This is a genomic window from Kocuria rhizosphaericola, from assembly GCF_044462205.1.
Classification (GTDB): Bacteria; Actinomycetota; Actinomycetes; order Actinomycetales; family Micrococcaceae; genus Kocuria; species Kocuria rhizosphaericola.
In genome coordinates this window covers 1-19,114 of record NZ_JBISWK010000035.1, presented here as the reverse complement: position 1 = coordinate 19,114, position 19,114 = coordinate 1, and the positions used below count along the sequence as shown (strand labels likewise).

At 73.3% G+C, this 19,114-nt stretch carries 17 protein-coding genes and 3 tRNA genes; 5 read left to right on the top strand and 15 right to left on the bottom strand.

The annotated features are described in order from the left end of the window. Positions 1-110: 110 nt before the first annotated feature. Positions 111-1,172, top strand: coding sequence for an EamA family transporter (locus ACH9D2_RS03885; RefSeq protein WP_396361438.1), 1,062 nt, complete (start codon positions 111-113; stop codon positions 1,170-1,172). Positions 1,173-1,243: 71 nt separating this feature from the next. Further along, positions 1,244-2,947 (top strand): glycoside hydrolase family 13 protein, encoded by a 1,704-nt coding sequence (locus tag ACH9D2_RS03880; protein ID WP_396361437.1) that lies wholly within the window; start codon positions 1,244-1,246, stop codon positions 2,945-2,947. A 36-nt stretch (positions 2,948-2,983) separates the two neighbouring features. Here ACH9D2_RS03880 and ACH9D2_RS03875 read toward each other — a convergent pair whose 3' ends face one another. From ACH9D2_RS03875 to ACH9D2_RS03855, 5 genes are all read right to left on the bottom strand, one after another. Next, entirely contained in the window at positions 2,984-3,142 is a 159-nt protein-coding gene (locus tag ACH9D2_RS03875) for a hypothetical protein (protein WP_396361436.1), read from the bottom strand. A 64-nt stretch (positions 3,143-3,206) separates the two neighbouring features. Further along, on the bottom strand, positions 3,207-3,668 hold the full coding sequence (locus ACH9D2_RS03870) for a hypothetical protein (RefSeq protein ID WP_396361435.1): 462 nt from the start codon (positions 3,666-3,668) through the stop codon (positions 3,207-3,209). Between the two features lie 103 nt (positions 3,669-3,771). Continuing rightward, positions 3,772-3,844, bottom strand: a tRNA-Phe gene (locus ACH9D2_RS03865). A 63-nt stretch (positions 3,845-3,907) separates the two neighbouring features. Next, a tRNA-Asp gene (locus ACH9D2_RS03860) sits at positions 3,908-3,981 on the bottom strand. Positions 3,982-4,060: 79 nt separating this feature from the next. Beyond that, positions 4,061-4,133 (bottom strand) — tRNA-Glu (locus ACH9D2_RS03855). Between the two features lie 159 nt (positions 4,134-4,292). On the opposite strand from ACH9D2_RS03855, the gene ACH9D2_RS03850 reads away from it, so the two are divergent. After that, entirely contained in the window at positions 4,293-4,643 is a 351-nt protein-coding gene (locus ACH9D2_RS03850) for a metallopeptidase family protein (RefSeq protein ID WP_396361479.1), read from the top strand. A gap of 10 nt (positions 4,644-4,653) precedes the next feature. On the opposite strand, the gene ACH9D2_RS03845 is transcribed toward ACH9D2_RS03850, so the two are convergent. Beyond that, positions 4,654-5,733, bottom strand: coding sequence for a universal stress protein (locus ACH9D2_RS03845; RefSeq protein ID WP_396361434.1), 1,080 nt, complete (start codon positions 5,731-5,733; stop codon positions 4,654-4,656). Between the two features lie 179 nt (positions 5,734-5,912). Between ACH9D2_RS03845 and ACH9D2_RS03840 the strand changes: the two genes are divergently transcribed. Next, positions 5,913-7,274 (top strand): D-arabinono-1,4-lactone oxidase, encoded by a 1,362-nt coding sequence (locus ACH9D2_RS03840; RefSeq protein WP_396361433.1) that lies wholly within the window; start codon positions 5,913-5,915, stop codon positions 7,272-7,274. An 81-nt stretch (positions 7,275-7,355) separates the two neighbouring features. Here the strand turns inward: ACH9D2_RS03840 and ACH9D2_RS03835 are convergent, their stop codons facing one another. The 9 genes from ACH9D2_RS03835 to ACH9D2_RS03795 all read right to left on the bottom strand — a co-directional run bounded on the left by ACH9D2_RS03835 (position 7,356) and on the right by ACH9D2_RS03795 (position 17,217). After that, positions 7,356-8,783 (bottom strand): FAD-dependent oxidoreductase, encoded by a 1,428-nt coding sequence (locus ACH9D2_RS03835; RefSeq protein ID WP_396361432.1) that lies wholly within the window; start codon positions 8,781-8,783, stop codon positions 7,356-7,358. A gap of 99 nt (positions 8,784-8,882) precedes the next feature. After that, entirely contained in the window at positions 8,883-9,836 is a 954-nt protein-coding gene (locus ACH9D2_RS03830) for an ABC transporter permease (RefSeq protein WP_396361431.1), read from the bottom strand. Then, complete coding sequence (locus ACH9D2_RS03825; protein WP_396361430.1) at positions 9,826-10,590, bottom strand: ABC transporter ATP-binding protein; 765 nt, start codon at positions 10,588-10,590, stop codon at positions 9,826-9,828. Before ACH9D2_RS03825 ends, ACH9D2_RS03830 begins: the two co-directional genes overlap by 11 nt. Further along, positions 10,587-11,735, bottom strand: coding sequence for an ABC transporter substrate-binding protein (locus ACH9D2_RS03820; RefSeq protein ID WP_396361429.1), 1,149 nt, complete (start codon positions 11,733-11,735; stop codon positions 10,587-10,589). Before ACH9D2_RS03820 ends, ACH9D2_RS03825 begins: the two co-directional genes overlap by 4 nt. A gap of 1 nt (position 11,736) precedes the next feature. Beyond that, the gene (locus ACH9D2_RS03815; RefSeq protein ID WP_396361428.1) at positions 11,737-13,128 is read right to left on the bottom strand and encodes a sulfate adenylyltransferase subunit 1; all 1,392 of its coding nucleotides are present in this window, start codon (positions 13,126-13,128) and stop codon (positions 11,737-11,739) included. A gap of 2 nt (positions 13,129-13,130) precedes the next feature. Continuing rightward, positions 13,131-14,063, bottom strand: a complete 933-nt coding sequence (gene cysD / locus ACH9D2_RS03810; protein ID WP_396361427.1) for a sulfate adenylyltransferase subunit CysD — start codon at positions 14,061-14,063, stop codon at positions 13,131-13,133. A 26-nt stretch (positions 14,064-14,089) separates the two neighbouring features. After that, the gene (locus tag ACH9D2_RS03805) at positions 14,090-14,857 is read right to left on the bottom strand and encodes a phosphoadenylyl-sulfate reductase (protein WP_396361426.1); all 768 of its coding nucleotides are present in this window, start codon (positions 14,855-14,857) and stop codon (positions 14,090-14,092) included. Then, positions 14,854-16,548 (bottom strand): nitrite/sulfite reductase, encoded by a 1,695-nt coding sequence (locus ACH9D2_RS03800; protein ID WP_396361425.1) that lies wholly within the window; start codon positions 16,546-16,548, stop codon positions 14,854-14,856. Before ACH9D2_RS03800 ends, ACH9D2_RS03805 begins: the two co-directional genes overlap by 4 nt. Before the next feature lie 189 nt (positions 16,549-16,737). Next, positions 16,738-17,217, bottom strand: coding sequence for a general stress protein (locus ACH9D2_RS03795; protein WP_396361424.1), 480 nt, complete (start codon positions 17,215-17,217; stop codon positions 16,738-16,740). A 397-nt stretch (positions 17,218-17,614) separates the two neighbouring features. On the opposite strand from ACH9D2_RS03795, the gene ACH9D2_RS03790 reads away from it, so the two are divergent. Continuing rightward, the gene (locus ACH9D2_RS03790; protein ID WP_396361423.1) at positions 17,615-19,084 is read left to right on the top strand and encodes an NCS2 family permease; all 1,470 of its coding nucleotides are present in this window, start codon (positions 17,615-17,617) and stop codon (positions 19,082-19,084) included. Positions 19,085-19,114: the final 30 nt, after the last annotated feature.

Genomic DNA, 19,114 nt, shown 5'->3' with positions numbered 1-19,114 from the left:
GTAGATTGGGCTGTCGACCGACAGGAGCCGTCCATGACCGCACCCTCGCCGACCCCGGCCCGGCCGCGCTGCTCCGCCCGCGCGACGGCCGCCGACGTTCCGGCCGCACGGTGAGCCGCACCGGGCAGCACGCCGGCGTCGCCGCGATCCTGCTCACCTCGGTGCTGTGGGGCACGACCGGGACCGCGGCGACCTTCGCCCCCGGCGCAGGACCGCTGGCGATCGGGGCCGCGGCCCTGGGGGTGGGCGGGCTGCTGCAGGCGGCGATCGCCCTGCCCGCGCTGCGCCGCTCGCGGCGGGCGCTGCGCACGCACGCGGGGCTGGTGGCGGCCGGGGCCGTGGCGGTGGCCGTCTATCCGCTGACGTTCTACAGCTCGATGCACCTGGGCGGCGTCGCGATCGGCACCGTGGTCTCCCTGGCCTCCGCGCCGCTGGCCTCGGGCCTGCTGGAGCTCGTGCTCGAGCGGAAGCCGCTGAGCCGGTGGTGGATGCTGGCCGCGTCCCTGGGCGTCCTCGGCAGCACCCTGCTGTGCCTGTCCAGGGCGGGCGGTTCCGAGGTCTCGGCCACGGACACCGCCGCCGGCATCGGGCTCGGGCTGGTGGCCGGGGCGACCTACGCGCTGTACTCGTGGGTGGTCCACCGGCTGATGGGCCACGGGGTGGGGCGCGCGGCCTCGATGGGCGCCGTCTTCGGGGCCGGCGGGGCGCTCCTGCTCCCCGTCCTCGCCGTCACGGGGGCGCCCCTGCTGGCCTCGGCGCAGTCGTTCGCCGTGGCGGCGTACATGGCCCTGGTGCCGATGTTCCTCGGGTACTTCCTCTTCGGCGTCGGGCTCACACGGGTGCGCCCGAGCACGGCGACCACCCTCACCCTGACCGAACCGGCCGTGGCCGCGGTCCTGGCCGTCGTCGTCGTGGGCGAACGGCTGACGGCCGCCGGCTGGACCGGGCTGGCCGTCATCGCCGCCGCGCTGGTCGTCCTGGCCCTCGCCCCCGCCAACGTCGGCGACCACCGGCCGACCGCGACCGGTCAGGCACCGCTCGTCCAGGCACCGCCCGTCCAGGCACCGCCCGTCCAGGCACCGCCCCTCGAGGCCCTGCCTGTCCAGGCGCCGCCCTACGAGGCATCGGCGGGTCGGGCTTCCGCCGGCGGCACGCCGGACGGGCGGCCGTGACACCGCGCCCGGGGACTGACTAGGTTGGGGACGCCCCCCTCCCGCACCGGACGTCCCCCGAGGAAGAACCCATGACGCAGCAGGTCAGCCAGCCCCCCACGACCGACGCCGACCCGTGGTGGCGCTCCGCGGTGATCTACCAGATCTATCCCCGCTCCTTCAACGACTCCAACGGTGACGGCCTGGGCGACCTGCCCGGCGTGGTCGACCGCCTCGACTACCTCGCGGACCTCGGCGTGGACGCCCTGTGGCTGTCCCCGTTCTACGTCTCGCCGCAGCACGACGCCGGCTACGACGTCTCCGACTACCGGGACATCGACCCCCGCTTCGGCACCCTCGAGGACTTCGACCGGATGCGCGCCCGGATGGCGGAGCTCGGGATGCGGCTGATCGTGGACCTGGTGCCCAACCACACCTCGAGCGAGCACGAGTGGTTCCGGGCCGCCGTGTCCGCCGGGCCCGGCAGCCCCGAGCGGGACCGGTACATGTTCCGGGACGGCCGGGGCGAGCACGGCGAGCTGCCGCCGAACAACTGGCGCTCCGTGTTCGGCGGCGAGGCGTGGACCCGCCTGCCGGACGGGCAGTGGTACCTGCACCTGTTCGACAGCACCCAGCCGGACCTCAACTGGGAGAACCCCGAGGTCTGGGAGGAGTTCCGCTCCGTCCTGCGCTTCTGGCTGGACCGGGGCGCGGACGGCTTCCGCGTGGACGTGGCCCACGGCCTGGTCAAGGCCGAGGGCCTGCCCGACTGGGACCGCCAGGTGCACATGGTGGAGGGCGAGCACGACGCGCGGGAGCACGACGAGCCGGACACCCCCATGAACACCGGCAGCCCCTACTTCGACCAGGACGGCGTGCACGAGGTCTACCGCGACTGGCACCGGGTGCTGGCCGAGTACGAGGGCGACCGGATGATGGTGGCCGAGGCGTGGGTCGAGCCGGCGCACCGGCTGGCGATGTACGTCCGCTCCGACGAGATGCACCAGGCGTTCAACTTCGACTTCCTGGTGGCCGGGTGGGACTGGGCCCGGATGTCCCGGGCCATCGAGGACTCCCTGGCGGAGTCGGCGAAGGTCGGCGCTCCCACCACCTGGGTGCTGTCCAACCACGACACCGTCCGGCACGTGTCCCGCTTCGGTCTCGCCGACCCGATCGCCTACCCGAAGGGGATCGACGCGGAGGGCGAGCAGCCGGACCACGCGCAGGGTCTCGCCCGCGGCCGCGCCGCCGCCCTGGTGGAGCTCGCCCTGCCCGGCTCCGCCTACCTGTACCAGGGGGACGAGCTGGGCCTGCCCGAGCACACGCGCCTGCCCGCGGAGCTGCGCCAGGACCCGGCGTTCGCCCGGACGCGGGGCGAGGAGATCGGCCGCGACGGCTGCCGCGTCCCGCTGCCCTGGGCCGCGGGAGAGCCCGGCCACGGCTTCGGTCCCGATCCGTGGCTGCCGCAGCCGGAATCCTTCGCGGAGCTCGCGGCGGACCGGCAGGTGGGGGGCCCGGACTCCACGCACACGGTGTACCGCACGGCGCTGCGGGTGCGCCGGGAGCTCGGCCTCGGCCGCGGCACCTTCGCGTGGCACGCCACGCACGACGCCGCGACGGGCCTGCTCTCCTTCGTGAACACCACCGGCACCGGGGAGCGGGTCCTCGTGGCGGCCAACCTGGGCGGCGCCCCGGTCCCCCTGCCCGCGGGAGAGCCGCTCGTGCTCAGCCGTCAGGACGCCGTGCTGGACGGCGCCCTGCAGCCCGAGCGGGCGGTGTGGTGGCGCCTGGCGTGAACCGCCTCTCCCGGACGGCTCGGCGGACGAGCTCGATCAGGGACGTTCCTGCTCGTCCGGGGCCTGTTCGGGGTCCAGCCCCTGCTGCTCCAGGTCGCGGTCGAGCTCTGCACCCGGCTCGATGACCACGCCGTCCTCACGCTGGTCGTCGACGGGCTCGCGACCCGGCTCCTGCTCGCCTGCCTGCTCGGTCATGTCAGCTCCCTCCGTCGCGGGCCCCCGGGCGGGCGGCCCGCCCCCAGTGTAGGCAGGGCGCTGGTCATCCCGAGGGGGTGGGTTCCGTGCAGGCCCGGCGCAGCCAGTCGTCGACCGGCACCAGCGTCCGCTGCAGCTGGGCCAGCTCGGCGGGCTGCACGGAGGCTCCTGCGGCCTCCAGGGCCGCCACGGCGTCGGCGAACGCGGGGCGCAGCTCGGAGGGCAGTCGGGGGACGAGCTCCCGCACGGAGGCGGCCGCGTCCCCCGGGTGGAAGTGGGGGTCCGGCTCGTCGCCGGACAGCGGCACGAGGGTCAGCGCGGTGTAGGCGCTCGCCACGTCGAAGCAGGTCTCCGGCTCCGGGGAGGTCCCGGAGGGCACCGGTGAGGGTGAGCCCGTCGTGGTCTCGAGGACGAGCCCGGGCGGCTGCTGGCCGGCGCCGCAGCCCGTGAGCGCCAGCAGGCACAGCGCGGCCAGCGCGGCCACTGCTGCCCCGCGGGGGCTCGGTCGACGGGGGTACCGGATCACGGCTCCCAGGGTAGGGAGCGAACCTCGGTGTCCGCTGGCAGCCGGCAGCACCACGGCACGCGGAAACCGCCGGCCCCCACGTGGGGACCGGCGGTTTCTGCGGTGGCTCCGACCGGCGTCGATCCGGTGACCTTACGATTTTCAGTCGTACGCTCTACCAACTGAGCTACAGAGCCCCGGCACATCCGCAGCGGATATGCCGCGACGGCGCCGCATCTTGTCGATGAACGCCGTCTGAGCGACCCTGACGGGACTTGAACCCGCGACCTCCGCCGTGACAGGGCGGCACGCTAACCAACTGCGCTACAGGGCCTTGCTGTTTCCAACGAGGATTGATCTTACCAGCATTCCTCGGCGGTTGTGCAAATCGGTGGGAGAACCCTCCGCTCGCGTACCCCCAACGGGATTCGAACCCGTGTCGCCGCCGTGAAAGGGCGGTGTCCTAGGCCACTAGACGATGGGGGCCAGAACACCCGCGTCGACGGCCACGACCTCGGCGACCGAGGACCGTGACACGGGGGAAACCGAGTACAGCTTAGAGGCTCGCGCGGAGTCCGCACAATTCCCGGCCGGCCGCCGGGACCCAGCGGCCGCACGGGCTCGTGCGGTAGGAATGGGAGGGTGATGGAGATGACCCGCAAGGAGTTCGACGGCGCCGTCGACGACGCCATCGACCTGATCCCGGACCCCCTGTTCCGGGCGATGGACAACGTGGTGATCCTCGTCGAGGAGGAGCCGCCGGAGCACTCCCCGGAGCTGCTCGGCCTCTACGAGGGCGTGCCCCTCACCGCCCGGGACGGCGGGTGGGGCGCCGGCTCCCTGCCGGACCGGATCTTCGTCTACCGGGGACCGCTGCAGCGCATGTGCGCGGAGCGCGAGGAGCTCGTGGAGGAGATCACGGTCACCGTCATCCACGAGGTCGCCCACCACTTCGGCATCGACGACGACCGCCTGCACGAGCTCGGCTGGGGCTGAGCCGGTCCGCTCAGGCGTCCCAGGGGCGGATGTCGTCGGAGTCGAAGTCCTTGCGGGTCTCGATCCGCTCGTCGTAGCTGTCCGGGACGATCAGCACGGGTCCGGCGGCGTTGTGCAGCACGCCCTGCGACGTGGAGCCCAGGAGCATCCCGGCGAAACCGCCCCGGCCGCGCGTGCCCATCACGACCAGGCCGTTGCGCCGCGTCTGCTCGACCAGCGCCTGCACCGGCGCCCCGTCCGCGAGCTCGGAGCCGATCTCCAGGTCCGGGAACCAGCTCTCGAGCCAGGCGACGCCGCCGTTCAGCGCCCGTGCGACGTCCTCGTACATCATCTCGAAGTCCACCGCCGTGGGCATCCACGCGAGCGCCCCGCTCACGGGCGGGAGCGCGCACAGCACCGTCAGCGGAACGCCGAGCAGGCGCGCCTCCTCCGCGGCGTAGAGCATGGCCGTGCGGGCCTGGGCGGAGCCGTCCGAGCCGACGACCACGCGGTCCACGAGGGCCCGGGTGCTCGTGAGCTCCGCCGCGCCCAGGTGCTCCTGCGCCCACGGCAGGGGAACCACGCCCGTGGGGCACCTCGCGTGCGCCGGCACGGCCGTCGAGACGGTGCCGAGCAGCCGGCCCAGCAGGCCGCCCCGGCCGCGGGAGCCGAGGACCAGCAGCTCCGCCGTGCGGCTCAGTTCGAGCAGGGCGCCGGAGGGATCCCCCGTCTCGACGGTCGCCCGCAGCTCGACCCCCACGTCGCGGACCTGGTCCGCGGCGTGGTTCAGCAGCTCCTCGACGCCCTGGGTGAGGGCGGCCTCGTCCACGGTGGCGTAGCCGGTGTCGAACCCCGAGCCGGAGAACACGGGCAGGCTGTACGCGGTGACCAGCCGCACCGGGCGGCCGCGGCGTCGCGCCTCCCGGGCCGCCCACCGCAGGGCCCCGAGACTCTGCTCGGACCCGTCGATGCCCACGACGACCTCCCCCGTGGCGTCGAGGGACCGGCTCTGCCCACCGCCCGACGGGACGCGGTGGCGCACCGCCTCCTCGCCCAGGGTGGTCTCGTGCGGCTCCTCGCGCTCCCTGTCCCGTGACGGGTGGTCGGTCATGGTGCTGCCTCCTGTGCGCGTCCTCGGTCCGCGGCGCTCCGGCCCCGCCGCGGGCTTCGCCTCCGATGGTACGCGCGGCGGGGCGGCGGCCGGTGCTTCGCGGGGCACCGTAGCGGCCCCCGGGATGAGAGGATGAGGGCGCACTGTGCAGCTGCCTGCGAGGAAGGACGGTCCCGCCGATGAGCGAGGTCTCGTTGCCCGACGCCCTGCCCGGCGAGACCGGGACGGAGGAGTGGGCCACATGGGGCAGGACGCACTCCGTCACCCCCCGTCACGTGCTGCGCCCCGCCTCGGTCCCGGAGCTCGCGGAGGGCGTCGCCGCCGCCGTGCGCCGCGGACTGGGTGTGCGCGCGGTGGGCTCAGGGTGCAGCTTCTCGGCGCTGTCGCTCGCCCCCGACGTCATGCTCGATCTCTCCGGACTGTCCGGGTTGCCGGCCGTGGACAAGGACAACCTCCGGGTCACGGTCCTGGCGGGCACCACGATCCGCGCCCTGAACCAGGAGCTGGACGCCCACGGGCTGGCCGTGACCAACCTGCCGGACAGCGACTGGCAGACGGTCGCCGGCGCCATCTCGACCGGCACCCACGGCACCGGCCTGGCCTTCGGCTCCCTGTCCCAGCAGGTGGTCGCCCTGAGCCTGGTCACGGCCGACGGGGAGCTGGTGGAGTGCTCCGCCGAGCAGCGCCCTGAGCTGTTCCAAGCCGCGCGCGTGGGCCTGGGCGCCGTGGGGGTCGTCGCGAGCGTCACCCTGGAGTGCGAGCCGACGTTCCGGCTGCACGCGGCGGAGATCAAGGAGCCCCTCGGCCAGCTCGTGGACACGCTGGGCAGCCGGATGTCCGGGGCCGACCACTTCGAGTTCTTCTGGACCCCGGGCACCGCCACCGCCCAGACCCGGATCCTCACGCGCCTGCACAAGCTCCCGGACGCCTACACGCGGCCCGGCTCCCCAGTGGCCCGCACCGTGCGCCGGCTCGACGACGCCCTGCTGCGCAACACCCTCACCGCGGGACTGCACCAGCTGGCCACCGTCCTGCCGCGCTCCACGCCGGGGCTCAACCGCCTCGACGCCCTCACGAACAGCCCGCGGCAGTACAGCGACCTCTCCTTCCGGGTGTTCACCGTGCCGCGCCGGACCCGGTTCGTCTCCTCCGAGTACGCGCTGCCCGTCGAGGAGCTCGTCGTGGCCTTCCGGGAGCTGCAGACGCTCATCGAGCGCCGCGACTACTCGTTCTCGCTCCCGGTGGACGTGCGCTGCTCCGCGGCGGAGGACGCCTGGCTCTCCCCCGCCCACGGCCGCGAGACCGGCTGGATCGCGCTGCGGCAGTACTGGCGGAGGTACGACCCGAAGGTCTTCGCCGCGGCCGAGGAGATCTTCGTGGCCCACGGCGGCCGCCCGCACTGGGGCACCGTGCACACGCAGGACGCGGAGCACCTGCACTCGGTGTACCCCCGGTTCCAGGACTTCCTGGACGTCCGGGCGTCGGTGGACCCGGACGGGGTGTTCCTCAACGACCACGTCCGCGGACTGCTGGGCCTGTAGGCCCGGCCCCGGCGCGGCCGGGAGGACGGCGAGGGGCCGCGCCCGGCAGGACGCGGCCCCTCGCGGCCCGGGAACGGCGGATCAGACGGGCGAGGAGACCGGCTCCGCCACGCCCTCGCGGGAGACGCTGACCATCTCCTCCCGCTCGACCACCTTGACGCGCTCGCGCGGGTTGCCCTCGGCGTCGTGGGAGGACTGGCCGAGGCCCTGCTCGTACTCGTCGAGGGCCAGCCAGCCCTCCCAGGTGGTGTACTCGACGCCGCGGGCCTCGAGCACGTCGTTGACGGACTCGGGATCCGGGCGGGTGGCGCCCGGCAGCACCGGACGGTCCTCCAGGAGGTGGGTGACCGTCTCGAGGGCGTCGGACTTGGTGGCACCGATCAGGCCCACCGGCCCGCGCTTGATCCACCCGGTCGCGTAGAGGCCGTGCAGCACGGTGCCGTCCTCGGCCAGGACGCGGCCCTCCGCGTTGGGGATCACGCCACGGCCGTCGTCGAACGGCAGCTCGGGCAGCCGGGAGCCCAGGTAGCCCACCGCGTGGTAGACGGCCTGCACCGGGTAGTCGACGTGCTCGCCGGTCCCGGACACGGAGCCGTCGCCGTTGAGCCGCGTCCGCTCCATGCGCAGACCCTTGACCTGGCCGTCCTCCCCGAGCACCTCGCGGGGGCTCTGCAGGAAGTGCAGGTGCAGCCGGCGGGAGGCCGTCTTCGGGGAGTCGTCGGCCCGCCACTTCTCGAGCGTCTTGACCATGACCTTGACCTGGTTGTTCTCCGCGATCGCCTGCTCGGAGCCCTCGTCGTAGACGAAGTCCTCGTCGTAGACCACGATGTCGACGTCCCGCGACTTGGCGAGCTCGCGCAGCTCGAGGGGCGTGAACTTCACCTGGGCGGGGCCGCGGCGGCCGAAGATGTGCACGTCCGTGACCGGGGACGCCTTGAGCCCCTGGTAGACGTTGCCGGGGATCTCGGTGACGAGCATGTCGTCGGCGTGCTTGGAGAGCACCCGGGCGACGTCCAGGGCCACGTTGCCGTTGCCGATGACGGCGATCTCGCGGGCCTCGAGCGGCCAGGTGCGCGGGAAGTCCGGGTGGCCGTCGTACCAGGCCACGAACTCGGCGGCGCCGTGCACGCCCTTCAGGTCGTTGCCGGGGATGTTCAGCGGGGCGTCGTAGACGGCTCCGGTCGCGAAGATCACGGCGTCGTAGTGGGCACCGAAGTCCGCCAGGGTCAGGTCCCGGCCGAACTCCACGTTGCCGAAGAAGCGGATGTCGCCGCGGCCCATGATGGCGCGCAGCGCGGTGATGATGCCCTTGATGCGGGGGTGGTCGGGGGCCACGCCGTAGCGGATGAGGCCGAAGGGGGTCGGGTAGCGGTCGAACAGGTCGATGCTGACCTCGAGCTCCCCGTTCTTGACGGGCTCGGACTTGGTCAGCATGTCCGCGGCGTAGATGCCGGCCGGGCCGGCGCCGATCACGGCGACGCGCAGGGGGCGGGTGGTGGTGTCAGCCACGTGGCTTCCTTTCGATTGCGCGCACGGTGTCCACCGCACGCATCGTAGATCGGGTTCAAGGGTAGTGAATCCGGCGCAGAATCTCCTGGGCGAGAAGCCTCACGACCGGTGGCCGAGAAGCCCCCGCCCGCGCAGGAGGCGCCGTTCCACGGGGTTGAAGAACAGCAGCTCCACGAGGATGCCGACGGCGAGGATCGCGAGCACCGCGACCATCACCACGGCCATGTTCGACACGGTCCGGCCCTGGGCGAGCAGGGAGCCGAGGCCGAAGCCGATGGAGCCGCCGATCGCGATGAGCTCGGCGCCCATGAGGGAGCGCCACGAGAACGCCCAGCCCTGCTTGAGGCCGGCGACGTAGCCGGGCAGGGCCGCGGGCAGCACGATCCGGCTCGCCATCGTCCAGCCCGACGCCCCGAGCACGTGCCCGGCGCGGCGCAGCTGCGGCGGGATCTGGTCCACGCCGGCGAGCATCCCGTTGACGATGGAGGGCACCGCGCCCATGAGCACCACGAAGTACACGGTGGCGTCGGAGAGCCCGAACCAGATGATCGCGGCGGGCACCCACGCCACGGAGGGCAGCACCTGCAGCCCGGAGATGAGCGGGCCGACGGCGTTGCGCAGTCCCTGCCACTGCGCCACGAGCAGCCCCAGCGGCGTGGCGACGGCCACCGCGATCAGGAACCCGCTGACCCCCCGCCACAGACTCGTGCCCAGCGCGCCCAGGACCGTGCCGTCGGACAGCAGCACCGCGACCTGGCGGGCGACGTCGAGCGGGCCCGGCACCACGTCCGGGCGGGGCCCGAGGACGGCGACGAGCAGCTGCCACAGCAGCAGGGCGAACAGGAGGGCCACCAGGGGCGGGGCCACCTTGGTGCGCAGCACCTCGGCCCCCGACGTGCGGCGGGTGCGCTCGGTCTGCAGGGCGTCGAGTCCCGCGAGCTCGTCGCCGGCCGGGCTCGGGCGGGCGCCGGCCGGGGCCGGCGAGGGCGCGACGGCGGGGCGCGCCACGGCGGGCGGGGCCGGGACGGCGGGTGCGGCGGTCTCAGGCGGCATGGCGGCTGATCTCCTCCCGGAGTCGTGCGGTGATCGTGCGGGTCAGTTCCCCGAGGGTGTCGTCGAGCGACTGGGCGTTGCCCTCGAAGCCGTAGGCGTCGGGGTCCTTCCAGGGACGGGTGTCCCACTCCTGGACGATCCGTCCCGGGCGGGAGGACATGAGCAGCACCCGCTGGCCCAGGCGCACGGCCTCGCCGACGTTGTGCGTGATGAACACGATCGTGCGGCCGGTGGCCCCCCAGATCCGCAGCAGCTCCTCGTGCAGCAGGTCCCGGGTGATGGCGTCCAGGGCGGAGAACGGCTCGTCCATCAGCAGCACCTCCCGCTCCTGGGCGAGCGCCCGGGCCAGGGCCACGCGCTGGCGCATGCCGCCGGAGAGCTCGTGCGGGCGCTTGTCCCCGGCGTGGCCGAGCCGGACGAGCTCGAGCAGCTCGCGCGCCCGCCCCGGGCGCTCGGCCCGCGGCATGCCGCGCAGCTCGAGGGCCAGCTCCACGTTGCGGCGCGCGCTCAGCCACGGGAAGAGGGCGGCGTCCTGGAACATGAGGGCCGCGCCCTCGGCCGGGACGGTCACGGAGCCGCCGGTCGGCTCCTCGAGCCCCGCCACGATGTTGAGCAGCGTGGACTTGCCGCAGCCGGAGGCGCCGAGCAGCGCCACGAACTGGCCCCGCTCCACCTCCAGGTCCACGTCCTCCAGGACCGGGCCGTCCACCGGGCCGAAGCTCTTGCTCAGGCCCTCGAGCCGGATCGCCGTCACGGCGCCTCCTCCCCTGCCGGGGCGGACGGGCGCACCTGCGCCAGGAACCGCTCGTCCACGAGCCCCTCGAGCGAGGCGTCCTGGGTGGTTCCGGCCGCGACGCCGTCGGCGAGCAGCGCGGGATAGGTCCCGGTCAGCGGATCGAGCGTCCACTCGAGGGACTGCAGGGCGTCCAGCACCGTGGTCTGCGGCAGGGCCTCGGTGCCGGCCTCCACGAGCCCGGCGTTGAGCGTGCCGGCCACCTCCACGGGGTCGTCCTCGCGGGCGCCGAGCCAGTCCACGGAGCGCTGCAGGCCGCGGACGAGCCGTTCCACGGTCTGCGGGTGCCGCTCGAGGTAGTCCTGGCGGACCACGAGCACCGTGGTGGGGAACCGGCCCTCCTCCCACAGGTCCCGCTCGTCCACGAGGACGCGGGCGCCCTCCTCCTGGACGGCGCGGGTGGCCCAGGGCTGCGGCAGCCAGCCGCCGTCGATCTGGCCCTGCCGCAGCATCTGCAGGGACTGCCCGCTGGGCATGGGGGTGATCGCGACGGAGCGTTCCCCGTCGCCGTCCACCGTGTAGCCCTGCCCGGCGAGCCACGTGCGCAGGGCCACGTCCTGGGTGCCCCCGAACTCGGGGGTCGCCAGGGTGCGCCCGGCGAGGTCGTCCTCGCCCGCGACGTCGCCGGTCACCACGAACTGCGCGCCGCCGGAGGCCGCGCCCGCCACGATCGCGAGGGACTCCCCGCCGGACTGCGCGTAGGAGTTGATCGCCGGGCTGGGGCCCACGAACGCGGCGTCCAGGGTCCCGGCGTTCATGGCCTCCACGGCGGTGGGTCCGCTGGTGAACACCTGCGGGGAGAGCCCGGTGCTCCCGAGCTCCTCGGCGAAGAGGTCCTCCTGCAGTCCCACCAGGGCGGGCCCGTGCGTGAGGTTGCCGAAGTAGCCCAGCCGCAGCTCGGCGGCGTCGGAGGTCTCGACCGAGGCCTGTTCCCACGCCTCGAAGGTCCCGTCGGCGCGCAGCCACGTGGCTGCCGCCGTGAGGGCCGTCAGGAGCGCGAGAGCGGTCAGCACCAGCGGCCAGCCGGGGCGACGGCGGGACGCGGCGGGACGGCCGCCGCGTCCCGCCGTCACCGTGGCGAGGTCCAGCGGCTGCTGCCGGCCCACCTCAGGCGTCCCGCACGAGCCCGGCGGCGAGCGTGTTGCCCGTGGCCGGGTCGACGACCAGGAAGGCGCCGGTGCGGCGCAGCCGGTCGTAGGCGTCGACGGGCAGCGGGGAGGCCAGCCGGAGCCGGACCCGTCCGATGTCGTTGAGCTCGAGGGTCGCCGCGTCCCGCAGCACGAGCTCCTCGAGGTCCAGCCGTCCCTCGAGCTCCTGGACCATGGCCTGGACCGTGGCCGCGCCGTGCTTGACGAGCACGCGGGCGCGGGGCTGCAGGGGCCGCTCGCCGAGCCACGCCACGGAGGCGACGAGGTCCCGGACGGGCTCCGGCAGCTCGTCGTCGGCACTCGCGACGAGGTCGCCCCGGGCGATGTCGATGTCGTCGGCCAGCCGCAGGGTCACGGACAGCGGCGCCGCGGCCTCCGTCAGCTGCTCGCCGGGCAGGGGCGCGCCCGGGGCGGGCGCCGTTCCCGCCACGTCGATGCCGGTGACCGTGGTGCGCCGGCCCGCGGGCAGGACCACAACCTCGTCCCCGACCGCGACGGTGCCCGAGGCGATCTGGCCCGCGTAGCCGCGGTAGTCCCGCAGCTGCTCGGCGTCGGCGCCCGGCGCCGTGCCGCCCTGCGGGCGGATGACGTACTGGACGGGGAAGCGGAAGGGGCGTGCGGTGCCGCGGCCGGACTCGTCCACCGTGGGCAGCTCCTCGAGCACCCGCAGCAGCGGCCGCCCGGAGTACCAGGGGGTCCGTGCGGAGGGCTCCACCACGTTGTCGCCCTCGAGGGCGGAGACGGGCACCACGTGCACGTCCTCGACCCCCAGCCGGGCGGCGACGGCGGTGGCGTCCGCCGCGACCCGGTCGAAGACCTCCTGGTCGTAGTCGACGAGGTCGATCTTGTTCACGGCGACCACCACGTGCGGCACGCGCAGCAGCGACACGACGGCCAGGTGGCGGCGGGTCTGCTCGACCACGCCGTGCCGGGCGTCCACGAGCAGCACGACCGCGTCGGCCGTCGAGGCGCCGGTGACGGTGTTCTTCGTGTACTGCACGTGGCCGGGGCAGTCGGCGAGGATGAAGGAGCGGCGGTCCGTGGCGAAGTAGCGGTAGGCCACGTCGATGGTGATCCCCTGCTCCCGCTCGGCGCGCAGGCCGTCGGTGAGCAGGGCGAGGTCGAGCCGGCCCGTCCCGCCGCCGAAGCCTCGCTCGGCGGAGGTGCGGCCCACTGCCTCGAGCTGGTCGGCGAGGATCGCCTTGGCGTCGTGCAGCAGCCGGCCCACCAGGGTGGACTTGCCGTCGTCGACCGAGCCGGCGGTCGCGAAGCGGAACAGCGAGCCGGGGTCGATCGTGGGGACGTGCGCGGCCGCGGGGGCGTGCACGGTCGCGGTGCTGGGGGAAGTCATGTCTAGAAGTACCCGTCCTTCTTGCGGTCCTCCATGGCGGCCTCGGAGATCCTGTCGTCCGCGCGGGTGGCCCCGCGCTCGGTGAGCGTGGACACGGCGACCTCGGCCACCACGTCGGCCACGGTCCGTGCCCCGGAGAGCACGGCGCCGGTGCAGGACATGTCCCCCACGGTGCGGTAGCGCACGGTCTGCCGCTCCACGGTCTCGGCCTCGGTCGGCGCCGAGAACTCGCCCACGGCCATCCACATCCCGTCCCGGCGGAAGACGTCCCGCTCGTGGGCGTAGTAGATGGGCGGCAGCTCGATGTTCTCGCGCTCGATGTAGCGCCAGATGTCCAGCTCGGTCCAGTTGCTGATGGGGAACGCCCGCACGTGCTGGCCGGGGGTGTGCCGGCCGTTGTAGAGGTTCCACAGCTCGGGGCGCTGGTTGCGGGGGTCCCACTGCCCGAACTCGTCGCGCAGGGACAGGATCCGCTCCTTCGCGCGGGCCTTGTCCTCGTCGCGGCGGCCGCCGCCGAACACGGCGTCGAACTTGTGGTCGGCGATGGCGTCCAGCAGCGGGAGGGTCTGCAGCGGGTTGCGGGTGCCGTCGGCGCGCTCGAGCAGCCGGCCGTCGTCGAGGTAGTCCTGCACGCTCGCCACGACCAGCCGCAGGCCGAGCCGCTCCACGGTGCGGTCCCGGAAGTCCAAAACCTCCTCGAAGTTGTGTCCGGTGTCCACGTGCAGCACGGGGAAGGGGATCCGCCCGGGCCAGAAGGCCTTGGCGGCCAGGTGCAGCATGACCACCGAGTCCTTGCCGCCGGAGAACAGCATGGCCGGGCGGTCGAACTCCGCCACGACCTCGCGCAGGATGTGGATGGACTCGGCCTCGAGCGCGTCGAGGCTGCTGTGCACGCCGGCGTCCGCAGGGGCCGGGGCGGTGGTCGGGGTGGTCACGTTCGCCTCCGTCGTCGTTGGTGCGCTCACAGGTGGATCCCGCACTCGATCTTGTCGTTGCCGGCCCAGCGGCCCGCGCGCGGGTCCTCGCCCGGGGCGGTGGGCCGCGTGCACGGGGCGCAGCCGATGGAGAGGTAGCCCTCCGCCATCAGCGGGTTCGTCGGCACGCCGTGGTCCTGCGACCACTCGACCAGCTCGTCGAGGGTCCAGCGCACCATGGGGTTGACCTTGACCAGTTTGTGGGTCTCGTCGAAGGTGACCATCGGGGCGTTGGTGCGGGTCCAGGACTCGTCCCGGCGCACGCCGGTGAACCACACCTCGTAGCCCGCCAGGGACTTCTTGAGCGGCTCCACCTTGCGGATCGCGCAGCACAGGCCGGGGTCCCGGGCGAAGAGGTCCTTGCCGTGCTTCTCGTCCTGCTCGGCCACGGTCAGCTCCGGCAGGGCGTCGACCACGGTGATGTCGAGCATGTGCGCCACGGCGTCCCGGGTGCCGATGGTCTCCGGGAAGTGGTAGCCGGTCTCGAGGAAGAGCACGTCCACGCCGGGCAGCTGCTCGGCGACCAGGGCCGGGAGCACGGCGTCGGCCATCGAGCAGGCCACGGTGGCGTTGCGCAGGTCGAAGTTCTCCGCGACCCAGCGGATCGCCTCCTCCGTGGAGGCCTCGCCCTCGGCCGGGACCCTGCCCTCGGCGTCGAGCTCGGCGTGCAGCGCGGCGGCACCGGCCGCCGCGAGGTCACGCAGCTGCTGCTCGTCGCGCAGGACGGGGCGGGTGCCCGTGTCGGTGCCGGTCATACGAGTTCACTCTCCTCGACCCGGAGGGTCCATTCGGCAAAGGTCTCCTCGCCGGTGCGCTGGGCGAGGAACCGGCGGACCAGTCGCTCGACGTAGTCCGCCAGGTCGTCCTGAAAGACCTTCAGGCCGCGCACGGTGCGGCCCAGGCCGGCCTCCGCGCGGTCGTCGGCCGCGAGCCCGCCGCCCAGGTGGACCTGGTAGCCGGGCTTCTGCCCGCCGTCCTCGGTGGGCAGAAGCTGGCCCTTGAGCCCGATGTCCGCGGTCTGGATGCGGGCGCACGAGTTGGGGCAGCCGTTGACGTGCATGGCGAGGGGGTGGGGCAGCTCCACGTCGGCGAGCCGGCGCTCGAGCTCGTCGATGGTGTCCGAGGCCGTCTGCTTGGTCTCGACGATCGCGAGCTTGCAGTACTCGATGCCGGTGCAGGCCACCGTGGACCGGCGGAACGCGGAGGGCCGCGCCTGCAGGTCGAGGGCGTCGAGGTCGGCGACGACGTCCTCGACGTCGGCCTCCTCGATGTCCAGCAGCACGAGCTTCTGGTGCGGGGTGGTGCGCAGCCGGTCGGTGCCGTACTTCGCCATCACCTCGGCCAGGGCCAGCAGCTTCGCCCCGGAGACGCGGCCCACGCGCGGGGCCACGCCGATGTAGAACCGGCCGTCCTTCTGCCGGTGCACGCCGATGTGGTCACCGGGGGAGGCGGACTTCTCCGGCGCCGGGCCGTCGGCCAGCTCGTAGCCCAGGTACTCGTCCTGGAGCACCTGCCGGAACTTCTCGGGGCCCCAGTCCTGGACCAGGAACTTCAGGCGGGCGCGGTTGCGCAGCCGCCGGTAGCCGTAGTCGCGGAAGATGGAGGTGACGCCCTTCCACACCTCGGGGGCCTGCTCCTCGGTCACGAAGGCGCCCAGGCGCTTGCCGAGGAACGGCACCACGGACAGCGCGCCGCCGACCCAGAGGTCGTAGCCGGGTCCGAGCTCGGGGTGGACCACGCCCACGAACGCGCAGTCGTTGATCTCGTGCACCACGTCGAGGGACGGGTGGCCGGTGATCGCGGTCTTGTACTTGCGCGGCAGGTTCGAGAACTCCGGGGAGCCGATGTACGTGGACTTGATCCGCTCGATGACCGGGGTGGGGTCGATGATCTCGTCCTCGGCGATCCCGGCGAGCGGGGAGCCCAGGATGACGCGGGGGACGTCCCCGCAGGCCTCGATCGTGTCCAGGCCCGCGTCCTCGAGCCGGCGCCAGATCTCCGGGACGTCCTCCACGCGGATCCAGTGGTACTGGATGTTCTGCCGGTCCGTGATGTCGGCCGAGTCCCGCGCGAAGTCCGCGGAGATCTGGCCGAGCACGCGCAGCTGCTCGCGGGTGAGGGCCCCGCCGTCCAGCCGGACGCGCATCATGAAGTACTCGTCCTCGAGCTCGGCGTCGGACAGGGATGCCGTCTTCCCGCCGTCGATGCCCGGGCGGCGCTGGGTGTAGAGACCCCACCAGCGGAAGCGTCCGTGCAGGTCCTGGGGGTCGATCGAGGCGAAGCCGTGCTTGGAGTAGACCTCCTCGATCCGGGTGCGCACGTTGAGCCCGTCGTCGGCCTGCTTGAAGACCTCGTTGGGGTTCAGGGGATCCCGGCCGTCGACCTTCCACTGCCCCTCGGGCTTCGGCTTCCGGGCAGCGCGCGGCGCGCGCGTCGTCTGTGTCATGCCGTCGATTGTTCGCGGGCGGCGCCGGACAGTCACGCCCGTCGTCACAAACCGCCATGAACCGTCGTGACGGGACACAGGGGTGGACACGATGGCCGGCTTGTGCAAGGGGGCCGGGCCCCGGTCCACCCGGGGCAGGACGGACCGGGACCCGGGCAGCCGTGCCGCGCCGCGCCGCGCCGACGAGGCTCAGGCCTTGGGGCCCTCACCGGCGAGACGCGCCGCGGCGTCGTCGACGTGCTCGGCGTCGACCAGGACGTCGTAGGCGTCGGCCTCGAAGCCCTGGACGCTGCGGAAGTCCCGGCGCCCGCCGGTCGCGGCGTGGCTCACGAGTCCGAGGACCAGTCCCCAGATCGCGCCCAGGGCCACGCCCCAGAGCACCACGCTCAGCCAGGTGCCCACGGCGAAGAGGCCGAGGAGCAGTCCCACGAAGAGGCCGAGCCACGCGCCGGAGACCATGCCGTAGAGGGCGGCCTTCCCGTTGGTCATCCGCCCGGTGACCTGCTCGACCGAGCGCAGGCCGGTGCCGACCACGCGGACGTGCTCCACGGGGAACCCGGCGTCGGAGAGCGTGTCGACGATCTCCTGCGCTGCGTCATAGGTGGGCACGGTGCGGAGGATCCGGTAGTTGCCGGAGGTGGTGGGAGGAATCGGTGAGGGCTGGCTCATGAGGGGTGCGCTCCTTCATGCGGCCGTGCCGCCGGCAGTGCCGCCGGTCGGCCGCGGTCGTCGGTGGTCGCGCGCGCCGCGGCTCGTGCGGCGCCCACGACCACGTCAACGGCCGCGACCCGGCCCGTGTTCCGCCGGACCACGACCTCCCAGCCGACTCCCAGTGCCCGCTCCCGGTCTCCCGGACCCGGATCCGCGGCGTTCCGGCGCCGGCCCCGGGACCGACTGGTCGCCGGTTCCGCGGCCCGGCCCGCTGCCCGGCCCGCGGCGGGATCCGGCCGGGACGCGCCCGGACGCAGGCGGGTAGTGTCGTCCCGGTGGCAACGGTGCCGCCGTCAGCCCGGGAGCGCTCCTCGTGGAGTCGTGCTCCCTCCCGTCGAGTGCCTGAAGGACCGCCATGGCATCCTCCGCTTCCGTCTCCACCGAGACTCCCTCCGGTCCGCCGCGCAACGGCCTGGACCGCTTCTTCAAGATCAGCGAGCGCGGCTCCTCGGTGACGAGCGAGGTCCGCGGCGGCGTGGCGACGTTCATCGCGATGAGCTACATCGTGGTGCTCAACCCGCTGATCCTCGGCTACGGCCCGGACGGCGCCGGCAACGTCCTGGGCGGTGAGCGCGTCGCCGCCGTGACGGCGCTCGTCGCCGGTGTGCTGACCATTCTCATGGGCGTCGTGGCCCGCGCGCCCTTCGCGATCGCCACCGGCCTGGGCGTCAACGCGTTCCTCGCCGTGACGATCGTGACCACCCCGGAGCTCACGTGGCCCCAGGTGATGGGTCTGGTGGTGTGGGCGGGCCTGATCATGTTCGTCCTGGTGCTCACCGGCTTCCGCACCGCCGTGTTCAACGCCGTGCCGGCGTCCCTGAAGACCGCCATCGTGGTGGGCATCGGCCTGTTCATCGCCCTGATCGGCTTCGTCAACGCCGGCTTCGTGCGCCGCATCCCGGACGCCGCCGGCACCACAGTGCCGGTGCAGCTCGGCGACGGCGGGACGCTGCTGGGCTGGCCCATGCTGACGTTCGTGGTCGGCCTGCTCCTGACCGTGGCCCTGATCGTCCGCAACGTCCGCGGCGCGATCCTGATCGCCGTGGTCACCACGACGGTCCTGGCCCACGTGCTCGAGGCGGTCGTCCCCTCCGGCTCCTCGGTGGACGCCCCCACCGGGTGGTCGCTCGTCGTGCCCGCCGCCCCCGCCTCGTTCGTGGCGCTGCCGGACCTCTCCCTGGTGGGCTCGGCCGCCCCGCTCGAGGCCTTCCAGAGCCTCGGGGCCCTCGCCGCGGCGCTGCTGATCTTCACCATCCTGCTCTCGATCTTCTTCGACGCGATGGGCACGATGGTCGGGCTCTCCCAGCAGGCCGGTCTCGTGGGCCGCAACGGGCAGATCCAGAACGTGGACAAGGTCCTGCTCGTGGACGCCGCGGGTGCGATCGCCGGCGGCGCGGGCTCCGTGTCCTCCAACCAGATCTTCGTGGAGTCCTCCACCGGCATCGCCGACGGCGCCCGCACCGGCCTCGCCAACGTGGTCACCGGGGTGCTGTTCCTGCTCGCCATGTTCATCACCCCGCTGGTCAACGTGGTGCCGTTCGAGGCGGTGGCCCCGGCCATGGTCGTGGTGGGCTTCCTGATGGCCAAGCAGGTCGTGCGCATCGAGTGGGACGACTGGGGCCTGTCCGTGCCGTCCTTCCTGACGTTCGCCGTCATGCCGTTCACCTACTCGATCGCGGACGGCATCGGCGCGGGCTTCGTCTCCTACGTCTTCATCCGTCTCGTGCAGGGCCGCGGCAAGGAGGTCCACCCGCTCATGTACGTCGTGGCGGCGGCCTTCGTGGTGTTCTTCGGCAAGGGCGTGGTCGAGGGCTGGATGGCCTGATCCCCCTCCCCTCTCCCCCCTCCTTCGCCG